Genomic DNA, 15,655 nt, shown 5'->3' on the forward strand with positions numbered 1-15,655 from the left:
AGTCATGTACAAAGACTTGGCCGTTTGATGCTTGAATAAAGTGAAGAGGTCTAAATAATAAAGGTCTGGTGAAACACTGTTTCACCAGACCTTTATTGAAATTGAATTAATTCTATTGTTTGGTATCCAATTTAGCGGGTATCACCGAACTGTCATGCTCTTTATAATACAACTCCAATAAGTTAGTGGTAGCTGTAATAATGTCTTTTGTTTCCAAAAGTAAGGTAAAGTATAAAGTGGTGTTCTTAGGGCTGGATTCCTCCGTACGCGTCCTCTCTACTTGCTTTTCAATCTTTTGGGATACCATATCCAACAATTCTTGTTTGCTTGATAGGAGCTCTCCTATTTGCTCAAAAGAACGAGAATCAAAAACTTGCTTGGTGGTGCTAAAAAGCTCATCGAGTTTAATGTCAATTTCTTTTAGCTCCTTTAACTGATTGTATTTTAATTTCTTGTGGTTATTATGAATATGCTTATGGCTAATTTTGGTCAGGTATTCCAAGGATTGCGCTAAATCCTGTAAATAACCCAAAATGTTTATATAGAAGTTACTTGCGCCAACACTTGCCTCATCAAGGTTTTTAATGAAGTAAAAGATATGATCCCTTAATTCATCAACTTCCGCAGACAGCTTATTCACCCCTTTTTTGTTCTTTTTAAGGAGCTCCAGGTCTTGTTTTGCAAGTCCGTTGATCGTATTGGTGTAAATTTTGTTTCCTCTTTTAACCACATTGGCAATATTATTGGCACTTTCCTCAATAACGCCCTGTATAGAACTGCTCTCTGCTTTTCTAAGACTGTCCTCAGCCCTTATTTCCTTGGATTTCTGGCTATGGGAAATATAGTTCCGTACCAAAAGGAAGATAGCGATCAACAGAAGAATTGCTACCATTGAAGGCACGTGGATATTGATAAGATATACAATAACCGCAGCAGATATAAATGCGATAAAAGCGGTAAAGAACCATCCTCCAATAACATTCAAAACCCCAGCTACTCTATATACGGCACTTTCCGCTCCCCAAGCCCTATCAGCCAAAGAAGAACCCATGGCTACCATAAAGGTAACATAGGTAGTTGATAATGGTAATTTGTAGGATGTGGCGATGGAGATCAAGACCCCTGCAACCATAAGGTTTACAGCGGCACGGACCATATCAAATGCCGGCATTTCGAAAGTTTTGTCCTTGGAAAGGGCAATGACCGGTTTTTCAAAATTAGCGTCTATCCTTTTCTGAAGGGATTTAGGTAATAATGAATTTGAAAATTGAGAAGTCAACATAGCGGCCCTAACAATTCCTCTTGAAAGAAAGTTGGGCTGAAAACGTTCCTTGGATTCCCCTTCACGGGAAAGGTTGATTTCAGTTTGGGTCACGTAACGAGCCTTTTTCGAAAACCAAAGGGTCAAGACCATAACCATTCCTGCACCAAAGAGCAAGAAGGTAGGGGTAGGAACTTTTTCTGCAAGAACCTCCATGCTAAATTCCGTGGCAGGTACTCCCGAGGCTTGCCAAGCTTCAAAAGACTGCCATGCAGCAATAGGGACTCCAATGAAATTCACTAGATCATTCCCGGCAAATGCTAGGGCAAGGGCAAACGTACCTACGATTATGATTAGTTTATAGACATCAAATTTTAAAATTACCGTAATTAAATAGGAGACCATGGTCCAAAGTACAAGGCTTCCCAAAATGATAAGTATGGTATTGTTCTTAATAAATGTTAAAAGATCTTCACTCACAAAAGTGGCTCCTTTTAGACCTTTTATCAATATAAAATAGATAATTGCCGTTAAAGCGATACCCCCAAAAAGGGCAACGGTCCATTTTGCTTTTTTTCTAAAATCAAAGGACAGCAACAATCTGGATAAATACTGTACTATGGCACCTATGGAAAAAGCAATGACAACAGATAACAATATCCCTACGATAATTTCCGTTGCTTTAGAGGTGTTGATATGGGTGTACACGTCCATATAGTTCCCTGTATCCGCGGCTACCTTTATAAATGCCATGGCAACTGCAGCACCCAAAAGCTCAAATACAATGGAAACGGTCGTGGAGGTGGGCATGCCCACGGTATTAAAGAAATCCAGCAAGAGAATGTCGGTGATCATCACGGCCATAAAGATGATCATGATCTCACTGAACATAAATTCACTTGGATTAAATATACCCTTTCTCGCAACTTCCATCATCCCACTGGAGAAGATTGCTCCGATGGCAATTCCCAAACTGGCAACGATCATGATGGTCCTAAAGGATATGGCTTTTGATCCTATAGCAGAATTCAAGAAATTCACTGCATCGTTACTGACACCTACCACCAAATCGGCAACAGCCAAAAAGGCAAGTGCGATGATCATTAACAAGTAAATATTATCCATAATTAATGTGTTATAAGCGAACCTTGCAAACCTACTTAAAACTTAACAATGTATAATATTAAAACATTAAATATTTACCCAAAATCCCTAGTCCATTGGTGGTTGGAGTAGGGATTGAGTTAAAAATTTATTTTTTTCTTTTGTGTTTTAGTACTTCGGCGTCGATATAAAAAATCACTTCTTCTGCAATATTTTTCATCAAATCACCTACACGTTCCAGTTTTTTGACTACTGAGAACAAAATCAAGGACTGCCTGATCACTTTGCTGTCCTTCCTGATCTCTTCTTCAATAATAGAAAAGGACTCCCTATTAATTTGATCCAAAATCTTGTCTTTTTTAAAGACTTTTCTAGCCGCTTTTACGTCTTTCTCCTCATAGGCGGCGGTAATATGATCGAACATGGTGGAAATGGTGGTATACATTTTTTCAAACTGTAATTTTTCGAAAAGATGGGGCTCAATAGGCTCATCAAGGTCTACCACATACTTGGAGATACTATAGGCGTGATCAGCGATTCTTTCCAAATCAAAATTGATTTTTCTCACGGCCATAATGAACCTCAAGTCGATGGCCACCGGATTGTACAGGGCCAAGAATTTTTCACAATCCTCTTCTATTTTTAGATCTAGGGCATTCACCCTGTTCTCTGTATTGATGACCTCTTCGGCCAAATCACTGTCGTGCTCCCTAAATGCAACCTTGGCTTTTTCAAGTTGACTTCTACACAGCGATAGCATTTTGGAGCCTGACTGGTTTATGATTTCCCTTTGGTAAATAGCATTTGCCATATTACTATGTTTTATCCGAACCTACCTGTAATGTAGTTTTCGGTTTGTTGTTTTTCTGGGTTAGTAAAAATGTTCTTTGTCTTATTGTACTCAATAAGTTCACCAAGATAGAAAAAAGCAGTGTAATCACTGATCCTACCAGCTTGTTGCATGTTATGGGTTACAATGATAATCGTGTATTTTTCCTTTAACTGAAAAATTAGCTCTTCAATTTTTGCTGTCGAAATTGGATCAAGGGCAGAGGTAGGCTCATCCATTAAAATGATGGATGGCTCTACTGCCAATGTTCGTGCAATACAAAGTCTTTGTTGCTGTCCACCGGAAAGCGCCAGACCGGATTTTTTTAAATCATCCTTGACCTCTTCCCAAAGTCCAACTTGCTGCAAAGAGGAAACAACGCGCTCTTGTATAAATTTCTTGTCGGTGATGCCCTGTATCCTTAAACCATAGGCTACGTTGTCGAAAATAGATTTTGGGAAGGGGTTCGGTTTTTGAAATACCATGCCCACTTCCTTTCGCAGCTCCTCCACATTTACATTTTTCTTGTAAATGTTACTGCCGTTGATCTTAATTTTACCTTCCATGCTAAAACCATCCACATAATCGTTCATTCTATTGAACAAACGAAGAAATGTTGATTTTCCACAGCCCGATGGGCCAATAAATGCGGTAACCGTATTTGGCTTGATGGTCATGTCAATGCCTTTGATAGCATTGAATTCATCATACCACACTTTAATTCCCTTGGCTTCTATCTTAGGTATCTTTTTTAAAGACGGGTCTATAACGCTATCTAGTACCATATTCTCTTTTATAGGATTGTCCATTCTTATTTCCATTTCTTCTGCCATTTATTTCTAAAGTACACCGCAATACCGTTCATGATAAATGTGATGCCCAATAATATGATGATAGCCGCAGCGGCATTTTCTATAAATCCGGATTGAGGTCTTGATATCCAGTTGAATATTTGAATTGGCATTACAGAAAACTCATCCATCGGACTACTGGGGGCAAAGGGCACATATGCCAAGGCCCCAACCACGATGAGTGGTGCTGTTTCCCCGACAGCTCTGGATAGTGCCAGGATCACCCCTGTGAGGATACCACCTCCCGAAGCTGGTAAGATCTGGTGCCATATAGTTTGCCATTTGGAAGCTCCCAATGCATAGGAAGCGTCTTTAATGGATTTTGGGACCGCCTTAATGGCTTCTCTGGTAGCTACGATTACAATGGGTAGTATTAAGAGGGATAGTGTTAAACTTCCTGCCAATACACTGGCTCCTAGGTTCATGATTCGCACAAATACCTCTAGGCCCAAAAGACCATATATTATGGAAGGTACACCGGCCAAGTTGGAAATATTAATTTCTAAAAGACCTGCTAGCTTGTTGTTTTTGGCATATTCTTCCAGATATATCCCGGCAGCCACCCCAATTGGAAAGGCTATGATAGTAGTTAAAACTAAGATCCAAATACTCCCCATTAGGGCAGTATAGATACCAGAATTCTCTGCCTTTCTGGAAGGAAGGTCTGTGATAAAGCCCCAATCGATCCTAAGTATGCCATCAATAAGGATATCCCCTATAAAAATCACCAGCAATACCAATCCGATTATCGTACAGAAGATACCCCAATACTTGAAAGCCTGGTCTTTCCACCTATTTTTCTGAATATTATTCATATTTCTCCTGATATTTTTTTCTAATTCTATAGCTCAGTGTATTTAACAAAAAGGTAAATACAAACAGGGTGATACCTGCAGCAAAAATGGTTCTGTACTCCAAAGAACCATGTTGAACATCTCCAAGGCTGACCTGAACAATATAGGCCGTAATGGTTTCAACAGGAACAGTTGGATCAAAGGTCAATCTAGGTTGCTGACCTGCGGCGATGGCAACAATCATAGTTTCCCCAATGGCCCTTGAAACGGCCAGGATTATAGAAACGATTATACCAGATGATGCTGCAGGAACGATTACCTTAAATGCCGTTTGTAATTTTGTTGCCCCCATGCCGTATGATGCTTCTCTCAAGGAAGCCGGTACTGCATGTAATGCATCTTCACTGATTGAGGAGATATAGGGGATGATCATTATTCCCATAACAATTCCAGCCGAAAGAGAGTTGAAACCCGCAAGATTGGGAATGAATCCCTGTAAAAACGGGGTCACCACAATTAAGGCAAAAAATCCATAAACCACCGTTGGTATGGAGGCCAAAAGTTCCAATAAGGGCTTTACTGTTTTTCTGAAACTCCTAGGGGCATATTCACTAAGGTAGATGCTTATGGTCAGACCAATGGGCAATGCCACTGCAATGGCTATAAATGAGGTAAGCATGGTTCCAGAGAGAAGGGGGAGGATCCCAAAGTGCTTTTCAGTAAACAAAGGGGTCCATTGTGTATCCGTGAAAAAATCAAAGATAGACACCTCGCTAAAGAACTGTACTGCTTCAATGGAAAGAACCAAAATGATACCAACTGTAACGGCAATCGTAATCAAGGCGCTTGTTAGAAGCGATTTCTCAATTATAAGTTCTTTAATCTTACGCATGTATGATAAATTTAAATAGGAAAAATCAGGCACCTAAAAGGGCCTGATTTTTCGGAACCAACTTAATGGTTTATTTGTTGCCTTCTACAAAGGTTTTGAAACTTTCTTTCTGTTTTGCATAAAGGTCTGCCGGTAATGGAATATAACCAACATCAGTTGCCAGAGCACCTGCATTATCCAAATAGTAGTTCACAAATTCCACTACTTCAGGAGATTTAACAGAAGTACTGTTTACATAGATGAACAAAGGTCTTGACAATGGGGAGTAAGTTCCATTTTTTACTGTTTCCAATGTTGGTTTAACAACTTCTGTTCCGTTGTTTACACCAATAAGGGTTAACTTATCTTTATTTTCCTCATAATAGGCCAATCCAAAAAATCCTAAAGAGAATTTGTCACCGGCGATTCCTTGAACCAAAACATGGTCGTCTTCACTGGCAGTAAAATCACCTCTACTGGATCCACTCTTTCCTACAACAGCTTCGGTAAAGTAGTCATAAGTACCAGAAGCAACTCCAGGACCATATAAATGAATTTCTTCGTTTGGCCATTCTGGTCGGATCTGATTCCACTTCATAATTGTGCCTTGTGCAGCAGGCTCCCAGATTTTCTTCAACTCTTCTACGGTAAAACTATCTACCCAGGTATTTTCTGGGTGAACTAAAACAGCTAAACCATCATATGCAACTTCCAACTCAATGTAGTTGATATTGTTTTCTTCACAAATGGCTTTTTCTTTGTCTTTGATTGGTCGGGATGCATTTGAAATGTTTGTTTCACCTTTTGAAAATTTGTTGAAACCCCCACCAGTTCCTGAAACACCAATAGTAACCTTTACATCTGGTTGTTCACTTCTGAATTCTTCAGCAACAGCTTCCGTAATAGGAAATACCGTACTGGACCCATCTATTTTAATAGTTCCGGACAATAATGCGGCACCGTCTTTTTTTTCCTTTTTATCACCGCAGGCAGCCAATGTTAAGGCCAAGGATAGTAAGCATACAAGTTTTTTCATTTGAAATATACTTTTAAAAGTTGCTAAATTTATTAATTTAAAAAATACAAGAGGTTAATTCAATGTAAAGAATTATTTTGGTCAAATAACTGAAAGTCAATTTGCTGGGTACTAAAAGTGAACATCCAATTGTAAACGGTACATAACTTCATCCGTTCCTCCGTCAACATTCAGGTAACTAATATCAGTTTGTACTTTTAATTTATGGCCTACAATATATTTGGATAATCCTAAGGTGTATTGATCCTCTGGAGATTTACCTGTGATGTTTTCATCCAATTTGATGGTAGTGTAACGACCGGATACTTCCCAGTCGTTTTTTAGAAGGTATCCCATTTGCAAGTTCAGGCCGTCACCTACCTGTACTTCGTCACCTGTTAGGGTTCCATCTGAATTTTTCGCCAATGGATCGTTTGCATCCCTATGTGCATATTCCCCCATGAATGAAAATCCGTTGTATTTGAACATGGCATCCACAAACAAAGTTTTGGTAGTGGTCTCGTAGAAACCTGTGCCATTGTCAATTTCCATATAGGAACCTTGGTTACTTCTGTTTCTAACCGCATCTTGGTTGATGTCATAAGTAGCAGCTAGCATCAATTTTGGACTAGTTTCACGCTCTAAATCAGCTCCGGTGTAGTCACCTTTAAATTCTCCGAAAGGCAATAATTCCAAACGTGAGGTATACTGATAGCCTCCTAAGTTATCTCCTGTTACATTTCGTCCTTCCCCCTGTGAGATGGCAAATTTTTCACGCATTACTACATCACCAAAAAGGTTTGTTTTGTGTCTTAATTGGATACCCATATCACGGTCTATATTAAACCTGCTGTTTACAAGGGAACGATCTACCAATTGTAGGTTTGCAGAAGAAACTACACGTTCTACGTTACCGGGAAGTTTGGTCTGTCCTACCCATAGTTCAAAATTTTCGTAAAAGTTCCACATCACTACCGCATCCATAATATATCTTGGGGAACCACTAGTGAGTTCTGAACCTCCGGACATATCCCTATTGGATAATCCCAACTCTAATTTGTACTCTAACTTGGGAGAGTAAACAAAACCGTCAAATTTTAAACGGGACCTACGCACCAAATAATTGGATTCAGGGTTAATTAATCCACCACCCTCTTCTTTTTGCCATGAAGCAACACCTAAAAATTGCATCCTAGTGGCAATTTTCATGGTAAAGGTACTATCCTTTCCAACTAAATTAAACAGACCTTTGCCAAAAGCAGGTGCATCTGTTACCTGTGAGAAACTTGATGTGATTGCAAACAAGAATAAGCTTGTCGTAAGAATTCTTAATTTCATTTTTATTCGTTTTTGTCGCTGCAAATAACCGACCCCAATGTTAAGTTAATATTAAGTGGAGATTAACTTTAAAACATCTTACCGGATTCTAAAAAATAGAAAAAAAGCTACCTTGGCCAGAGGTAGCTTGTGGATTTCTCAAAATAGTTGACAAAAACTAATATGTAATGAAATCTCGAAGGTGTCTATAGACGGGACTAAAGTCCAACTTAATTCCCAATAGTAGGTAAATTTTAGATTAAGGAATTATTAAGATTATAATCGTACCCTAGGGTATGTGGCAGTAATAAAAATGTTAACATTGGTTTTAGCTTGATGCTATTTGGTTGGGAAATGCTTTAAAATGTATCTTGCGTCTTCAAATATTGCACTATGAATTGGGAACAGCTACTATCCCTTAGAAGACAGGGTGATACCCACAAAAGATTAAGGAAAGAACAAGATGAGACCCGTTTGGGATTTGAGGTAGATTATGATAGGATTATCTTTTCGGCTGCCTTTAGGAGCCTTCAGGATAAAACGCAGGTGATCCCTCTGTCAAAAACCGACTTTGTACACACCAGGCTTACCCATAGTTTGGAGGTTTCCGTAGTAGGAAGGAGTTTGGGAAGGATTGCCGGAAAAAAAATATTGGAGAAACATCCCTATTTAAAGGAGGTACATGGGTATCATTTTAATGATTTTGGTGCCATTGTTGCCGCAGCTGCACTGGCCCATGATATTGGTAACCCACCATTTGGTCATAGCGGAGAAAAGGCTATAGGGGAATATTTTAAAACTGGGAACGGACAGCAATACCGTTCAAAATTGACCGAAAAGGAATATCAGGATATTATCGATTTTGAGGGTAACGCCAATGGATTGAAACTATTGACGGAAACAAGGGAAGGTGTTCAAGGTGGATTACGACTGAGCTTTGCCACCCTAGGGGCCTTTATGAAATACCCAAAGGAGTCATTACCAAAAAAACCAACCGCACATATTGCAGACAAGAAGTTTGGGTTTTTCCAAACTGAGCGTCATTTCTTTGAAGAAGTGGCCAAAGAACTTGGGTTAAATCAAACAAGACAAGGCAAGGAAACTTCGTTCTCCAGGCACCCTCTAACTTATCTGGTAGAAGCGGCAGATGATATTTGTTATACGATTATTGATTTTGAAGATGGGATAAACCTGGGATTGATCCCAGAAGATTTTGCCCTGGAATATTTGATCAAATTAGTAAAGGATACCATCAACACCAAAAAGTACAACGAAATGGTATACATGGAAGATCGACTAAGCTATTTACGTGCTTTGGCGATCAGTACCTTAATCAGTGATGTGATCGATGTTTTTGTGGAAAATGAAGAAGCTATTCTTGATGGTACGTTTGGGGTATCATTATTGGATAAAAGCAAATACAAGGCACAGATTTCGGATATTATCCAACTAAGTGTTGAAAAAGTATATCAATCACAAGAGGTGATAGAAAAAGAAATAGCGGGGTATCGTATTATTTCGGATATATTAGACGTATATACAAGTGCTTTGGTTAAGAAAATCGAAGGGCAGGCTTCAAATTACGATAGTTTAGTGGTGAAGACTTTACCTGCTTTTTACCAGCGTACAGAAGATCTTTCTATTTATCAAATCTTATTGAACACTTGTTGTTATGTAGCCAGTCTGTCCGATGGTGCCGCGGTACATATCCATAATAAAATAATGGGAAGGCAACTTTAAAAGGTATAGGCCACACCTACCCCTAATATTTGTTTAAATTGGATTCTGGGTCCCCCAGAGTCTATTATAACGCCATCCTCGTTCTGTATCTCATCAAATGTGACATCATCATCATAGATAAGCTGGGTACCTATATTGGTTTGGATGTATTTATTGACCACAAGTTTTATGTTGAGCTCCCAATCCACATCTATGTTTCCGAACCTTTTTAGATAATCGGTATAGAGGTTTACCCTATGGTCCAAAAAGACATTTTCAAATATTTGATTTTGCCAGGTATTGGTAATGAGAAAACCAAATTCCATGAAAACATTTTTACCTGGGGTGATGATATTTCCCTCCTCGTCGAAGACGGCTTTTTTAACTCCAAAGGCTCCTTGATTTGCTAAGTTCTGATCTTGAACATAGGTTATTTTTTGGGTGATGGGCGAAATATAAAGATTGAATTTCTTTCCCTCTGGGATAAAGGAGGTTCCTGCTCCTAAAAACAGATATCCCGGGGCCATAAATCTAGAAACAGGGGTAGATCTGTCCGGGTATTTGTACCCATTTGAAAATTGGGTGTTAAAATTGGCCTTTACGGAATAATACCAATTGCTAAGGGTGTCCCTTCTATAGCCAAAGGTAGAGCTAAGTCGTATAAGATCTTCGGTTTTCCTAACCTTGCGACCCTCTTGGGCGTTGAGACCGTATCTGAATTCCAGGTCATTATCCCATTGAATGTACCTGAATTTATAATTCTTTATAAATTTTAGGTTCCCGGCTGCGGCAATAGAATTATCACCCCCGGCCTTCCAGTTCACAAAGGCGACTTCGTTGAAATTGATTTTGAGGATGTTTTCATTTTGCCAGAAGGAAGGCACTTTAAACTGATTGAATTCCTTGGTCCTTGCTTTTGTTTTTTTAAAGGAGACAATGGGGTTGGTCAGGTTTACACTACGGGGAATATTCCTGATTTTGGACTGTACGGCACGGATCACAATGGTATCTACCGTTATGGTATCTACGGCCGTAGTATCTATGGGTTGTCTTGTGGGAATAGTATCTTGTGCGGTAATTGCAGAAAAATTTAAGAAGAGCAAAAGGATAAGAGTCCATCCTCTGCCTTCCCTAAAAGGGTACTCAATAAAGCTCATTTATATAATTTTTAAGCGATAATACATCTATGTGGCACATGGCCTGTAGCTCTTCCACAGTGCCGTGTTCTATAAAGGTATCATCTATACCAAATATTTTTATCTTTTTATTGGACCCTAACCGGTTTGCAAATTCCAGCACGGCACTTCCCATTCCACCAATTTTGGAACCATCCTCAATGGTAATTATGTGTTCGTACTCTTTAAGGATCATTTCCAACATCTTTTCATCCAAGGGTTTTACAAAACGAATATTGTAATGCCCTATCTTTTTGGAACTATCAAAGTCCTTTAGTAGTTCGCTAACACTGTTTCCTATATGTCCGAGCGAAAGCACCGCAATTTTTGTGCCTTTTTGTAATTCTACGGCGGTTCCTATGGTTATTTTTTGAAAAGGTTGCTGCCAATTTAGTGACACCCCTCTTCCCCTAGGGTAGCGGATAGCTATGGGCCCTTCTAAACCTAATTGGGCGGTAAACATTATATTTCTGAGTTCTACCTCGTTCATTGGCGCAAAGATGATCATATTTGGGATACATCTCAGATAGGCGATATCGTAGACTCCGTGGTGGGTGGCACCATCTTGTCCTACCAATCCTGCCCTGTCCAAACAGAATATCACGGGCAATTTCTGCAGGGCCACATCATGTATGACCTGATCATAGGCGCGTTGTAAAAAGGTGGAATAAATATTGCAAAAAGGCACCAATCCCTCAATAGCCATCCCAGCTGCCATTGTAACTGCATGTTGCTCAGCAATACCTACATCAAACGCCCTTTCAGGGATTTGTTCCATCATGTATTTAAGGGAGCTTCCAGTTGGCATAGCAGGGGTAATGCCTATAATATTCTTATTGTTCAGTGCCAGCTCCACAATGCTGTATCCAAAAACATCTTGATATTTAGGAGGTCCTTCCCGCGTCGGTTTTGGAATTAGGTCCCCTGTTAATTTATCAAATTTCCCTGGGGCATGATACGTTACTTGATCGGTTTCGGCTTGGAGGAGTCCTTTGCCCTTGGTCGTAATAATATGTAGTAATTTAGGACCTTTAACTGTTTTTAAGCGCTCCAGCTCTGCTATTAAAACAGGTATATCATGACCATCTATAGGTCCGGAATAAGCAAAATTCAGGCATTCAAAAATATTTTCTTCTTTGGCGGTACCCTTTTTTACGTTGGTCAAGTATTTTTTTAGTGCACCAACGCTGGGATCTATACCAATGGCATTATCATTTAGTATTATCAGGACATTTGTGTCTGTGACCCCTGCATGGTTCAATCCTTCAAATGCCATGCCGCTCGCGATGGATGCATCTCCAATCACCGCAATATGTTGCCTCTCATTATTTCCTTTAATTTTTGATGCCAAGGCCATTCCTAAAATAGCGGATATGGAAGTAGAGCTATGTCCAGTTCCAAAATCATCGTATTCGCTTTCACTGCGATTGGGAAAGCCACTGATACCACCCATTTGACGGTTGGTTTCAAATAGATTTTTTCTTCCTGTAAGTATTTTGTGCACATATGCCTGATGGCCTACATCCCAAATTAATTTATCTATTGGAGTGTTGTACACATAATGAAGGGCAATGGTAAGTTCCACAACCCCTAGGCTGGCGCCCAAATGTCCTTCCTTGGCGGCAACAATATCAATAATAAATGCCCTTATTTCTTTTGCAAGCTGGGGCAGATCTGCAGTTTTTAGCTGTCTAAGATCTGCAGGAAAGGTTATTTTTTCTAGATGTTTCATGGCTTCAGGCAAATGTACATTAAATTCATTTTTTGATAGAGGTAGATAATGGGTTAAAATTGTAATTTTGAGGGTATGGATTTAGAAATGGACGATGCCTATTTTATGAAAAGAGCCCTACAAGAGGCTGAATCTGCCTTTGTGAAGGGTGAGGTTCCTGTAGGAGCCATAATTGTAATAGAAAATAGGATTATTGCCCGTGCCCATAATTTAACAGAACAGTTAAATGATGTTACGGCACACGCAGAAATGCAGGCTATAACCTCCGCTGCCAACTTCTTGGGAGGTAAATATTTACACAATTGTACGCTTTATGTGACTCTGGAGCCTTGTCAAATGTGCGCTGGGGCTTTATACTGGAGTCAAATCAGCAACATAGTGTACGGGGCAACCGATATTGAAAGAGGATGCGGTGTCATGGGATCTACCCTTCACCCCAAAACTAAAATCAGGGGAGGGCTAATGGAGAATGAAGCGTCCGACCTTTTAAAAAAGTTCTTCATCCAGAGAAGAAACCTCAATTGACAGGAAAAATGACTTGAGTTTAAAAATAAAAGAAGCCCTCCATTTGGAAGGCTTCTTTGTTTCTAATCAAAATAAAATATGCTATCCAATTACTTGCACTTGTCCTGCAACCACTCCTTTTCTGCCTTCTTCTTCTTGGTATTCTACTTTGTCGCCTTCGTTTAACTCAACTCCGTTCAATCCTGTCGCGTGAACAAAAATGTCTTGTCCGGTGTCGTCATTGGTAATGAATCCGTAGCCTTTGGAAACATTGAAAAATTTAACAGTTCCAGTCATTCAATAAAAGATTAAAAATAAACAAATAGTTTGAACTACTAAGTTATGTTTTTTTGGAGAAAGTTTGAAAAATAGAAAGCAAAATTATTGATTATCAGGCTTTTCCTCTTTTTTTCCTTGCATCTTTCTAATGTTTTCTTCAGTCAACATATAATCTTTTACTTTCTTGCCCTTACTCTCTTTTATCAGGAAAAGGGGCATAGCGATCAGAAATATACCCACGGTTCCGAAACCAATATACTTGTTGGCAATCACTGGATTCGACTCCATAATAGTAAAGCCATATATAATACTGCCCAAGGAAGCTAGTAGTATAACGATGATGATGTACTTAATTTTCATGACGATTGTTATTTTGTAAAATTGATCAATTTTCTCCTATAAGCGGTCAATAGTTTTGACTTGGATATAAAACCGTGGTATTTTCCATCCTTAATGACCGGAAGGTTCCAAGCTCCACTGTCCTGAAATTTTTTCATTACCTCCTGCATGGTATCTTTTTCGTAAAAGATGTATTCCGGAGCGCTGTGCATTATAGAACCTACCTCCGTGGTATCATAAAGCGAACTATCGAACATAATTTCCCGAATATCATCCAAAAGGATAATCCCCACCAAACGGTCTTCTTCGTCAATAACAGGGAAAATATTCCGTGTTGATTTTGATACCGATTTGTGCAGCATTTCCCCAAGGGTCATTGTTGAGGTCACCGTCTTGAAATTTTGTTCTATCACGTCGTCTAAATGCATAAGGGTAAGGACCGTTTGATCCTTGTTGTGGGTGATCAAAGCACCTTGTTGCGCCAATTCTTTGGTATAAATAGAATGGTCGATTGCATTTTTGGTGATTAGATAGGAAATGGAGGAGGTAATCATAAGGGGAACAAAAAGCTCATATCCCCCGGTAATCTCAGCAATTAAAAATATAGCTGTTAGGGGTGCATGCAAAACCCCTGCTATGAGTCCGGCCATACCTATTAGGGTGAAATTACTTTCGGAAACCACCAGACCCAATCCTGAATTATTGATGACCTTGGCAACTACATTTCCCAAGGCGCTGCCCATGACCATGGTGGGAATAAAGATTCCACCCGATCCACCCGCTGCAATGGTAGTTGTCATTGCAATCGCTTTAAAAATAGTGATTCCAAATAAAAGGGCAATTACAACCCATATGTTACTTGTATATTGATCGAAGGGTGTTTTCCCCAAGGCTTTTAAATGGTCGCCCTCCAAAAGATTGTTGATCAAGCCAAACCCTTCCCCGTATAAGGGCGGGATAAAATAAAGCATGATTCCTATGGTAATACCACCGACCAATAATTTGTATTTGGGACTCTTGAACCTTTTAAAAAAGGTAAGGATAGAAAAATACATTTTGGTGAAATAGATGGAGGCGAATGCCGTTCCAACTCCAAGCAAAACAAAGAAAAAGGTGTCTTTTATTTCAAACTTGTCCGTAATGGTAAAATTAAAAAGAACCTCATTGCCCAAAAAGAAATAAGATGTTAGGACTCCAGAAATAGAGGCCAACAACAAAGGCAGCAACGAGAGCATTGTAAGGTCCAAACTAAATACTTCCACGGCAAAAATGATGGCAGCAATTGGGGATTGAAAAATGGAGGCAATAGCTCCTGCTGAGGCACACGCAATCAATAATGATCGCGTTTTGGCATTAATGTGAAATAGTTTTCCCAGATTGGAACTTATTGCTGCTCCTGATGCTACTGCTGGACCCAACAATCCTACCGAACCCCCAAACCCTACAGTTAAAGGAGCGGTTATCAATGGAGTGTAAATTTGAATGGGTTTAATTAGCCCCTTTCTTTTGGAAAGTGTAAACAAAATGGACGAAACAGCATGCTCCAAGGGTTTTTTTAAAACAAATTTCACATAAAGAAAAACTAAAAAGAGCCCTATTACCGGTAGAATGAAGTACAATTGGTTGTTGGAAAAAATAATTCCCTGTTCCAAAAAGGCTTCAATAAAATAGGTGGTGTTCTTTAGGGTGACCGCAGCCAAACCAGCTAAAAAACCAACTATGACACTGAGGATGTGTACAAAGGTTTTATTGGAGATATGTTTGTATCTCCAAATTAAAAAGCGGGTAAAGATGTTCCTTTTTTGGATTGGCATTTCCTTGGGTGCCTAATGATTATTTAAAAAAAATCCCGCTTTACAACGGGA

At 39.4% G+C, this 15,655-nt stretch carries 14 protein-coding genes; 2 read left to right on the forward strand and 12 right to left on the reverse strand.

Annotated features, from left to right (window positions below; all coding sequences use genetic code 11):
* Window positions 1-112: 112 nt before the first annotated feature.
* The 7 genes from ABXZ32_RS06015 to ABXZ32_RS06045 form a co-directional block, all read right to left on the reverse strand.
* Window positions 113-2,386: an inorganic phosphate transporter gene (locus ABXZ32_RS06015; RefSeq protein ID WP_354617766.1), complete on the reverse strand. Its 2,274-nt coding sequence runs from the start codon at window positions 2,384-2,386 to the stop codon at window positions 113-115.
* A gap of 127 nt (window positions 2,387-2,513) precedes the next feature.
* Complete coding sequence (gene phoU, locus ABXZ32_RS06020; RefSeq protein ID WP_354617767.1) at window positions 2,514-3,176, reverse strand: phosphate signaling complex protein PhoU; 663 nt, start codon at window positions 3,174-3,176, stop codon at window positions 2,514-2,516.
* An 11-nt stretch (window positions 3,177-3,187) separates the two neighbouring features.
* A complete protein-coding gene (pstB, locus tag ABXZ32_RS06025) occupies window positions 3,188-3,979 on the reverse strand; it encodes a phosphate ABC transporter ATP-binding protein PstB (RefSeq protein WP_354617817.1) in 792 nt (263 codons plus the stop codon).
* A gap of 26 nt (window positions 3,980-4,005) precedes the next feature.
* Window positions 4,006-4,860 (reverse strand): phosphate ABC transporter permease PstA, encoded by an 855-nt coding sequence (pstA, locus tag ABXZ32_RS06030; RefSeq protein ID WP_354617768.1) that lies wholly within the window; start codon window positions 4,858-4,860, stop codon window positions 4,006-4,008.
* The gene (gene pstC, locus ABXZ32_RS06035) at window positions 4,853-5,731 is read right to left on the reverse strand and encodes a phosphate ABC transporter permease subunit PstC (RefSeq protein WP_354617769.1); all 879 of its coding nucleotides are present in this window, start codon (window positions 5,729-5,731) and stop codon (window positions 4,853-4,855) included. The genes pstA and pstC overlap by 8 nt, the downstream gene beginning before the upstream one ends.
* Window positions 5,732-5,801: 70 nt before the next feature.
* Window positions 5,802-6,746 carry a PstS family phosphate ABC transporter substrate-binding protein gene (locus tag ABXZ32_RS06040; protein WP_354617770.1) on the reverse strand — a complete coding sequence of 315 codons (945 nt, stop codon included), beginning with the start codon at window positions 6,744-6,746 and terminating at the stop codon, window positions 5,802-5,804.
* Between the two features lie 111 nt (window positions 6,747-6,857).
* Window positions 6,858-8,063, reverse strand: coding sequence for a porin (locus ABXZ32_RS06045; RefSeq protein ID WP_354617771.1), 1,206 nt, complete (start codon window positions 8,061-8,063; stop codon window positions 6,858-6,860).
* 372 nt (window positions 8,064-8,435) lie between these two features.
* Here ABXZ32_RS06045 and dgt point away from each other — a divergent pair, with 372 nt between their 5' ends.
* Window positions 8,436-9,782, forward strand: coding sequence for a dGTP triphosphohydrolase (gene dgt, locus ABXZ32_RS06050; RefSeq protein ID WP_354617772.1), 1,347 nt, complete (start codon window positions 8,436-8,438; stop codon window positions 9,780-9,782).
* On the opposite strand, the gene ABXZ32_RS06055 is transcribed toward dgt, so the two are convergent.
* Both ABXZ32_RS06055 and ABXZ32_RS06060 read right to left on the reverse strand, forming a co-directional pair.
* Window positions 9,779-10,918, reverse strand: a complete 1,140-nt coding sequence (locus ABXZ32_RS06055) for a DUF3078 domain-containing protein (RefSeq protein WP_354617773.1) — start codon at window positions 10,916-10,918, stop codon at window positions 9,779-9,781. The genes dgt and ABXZ32_RS06055 overlap by 4 nt on opposite strands.
* Window positions 10,905-12,668 carry a 1-deoxy-D-xylulose-5-phosphate synthase gene (locus tag ABXZ32_RS06060; protein ID WP_354617774.1) on the reverse strand — a complete coding sequence of 588 codons (1,764 nt, stop codon included), beginning with the start codon at window positions 12,666-12,668 and terminating at the stop codon, window positions 10,905-10,907. The genes ABXZ32_RS06055 and ABXZ32_RS06060 overlap by 14 nt, the downstream gene beginning before the upstream one ends.
* 75 nt (window positions 12,669-12,743) lie before the next feature.
* Here ABXZ32_RS06060 and ABXZ32_RS06065 point away from each other — a divergent pair, with 75 nt between their 5' ends.
* Entirely contained in the window at window positions 12,744-13,193 is a 450-nt protein-coding gene (locus tag ABXZ32_RS06065) for a nucleoside deaminase (RefSeq protein WP_354617775.1), read from the forward strand.
* A gap of 81 nt (window positions 13,194-13,274) precedes the next feature.
* On the opposite strand, the gene ABXZ32_RS06070 is transcribed toward ABXZ32_RS06065, so the two are convergent.
* The 3 genes from ABXZ32_RS06070 to ABXZ32_RS06080 all read right to left on the reverse strand — a co-directional run bounded on the left by ABXZ32_RS06070 (window position 13,275) and on the right by ABXZ32_RS06080 (window position 15,604).
* Entirely contained in the window at window positions 13,275-13,469 is a 195-nt protein-coding gene (locus tag ABXZ32_RS06070; RefSeq protein ID WP_354617776.1) for a cold-shock protein, read from the reverse strand.
* Between the two features lie 84 nt (window positions 13,470-13,553).
* Window positions 13,554-13,811 (reverse strand): hypothetical protein, encoded by a 258-nt coding sequence (locus tag ABXZ32_RS06075; protein ID WP_354617777.1) that lies wholly within the window; start codon window positions 13,809-13,811, stop codon window positions 13,554-13,556.
* Between the two features lie 8 nt (window positions 13,812-13,819).
* On the reverse strand, window positions 13,820-15,604 hold the full coding sequence (locus ABXZ32_RS06080) for a chloride channel protein (RefSeq protein ID WP_354617778.1): 1,785 nt from the start codon (window positions 15,602-15,604) through the stop codon (window positions 13,820-13,822).
* Window positions 15,605-15,655: the final 51 nt, after the last annotated feature.

This window comes from Sediminicola luteus (assembly GCF_040566555.1).
Taxonomy (GTDB): domain Bacteria; phylum Bacteroidota; class Bacteroidia; order Flavobacteriales; family Flavobacteriaceae; genus Sediminicola.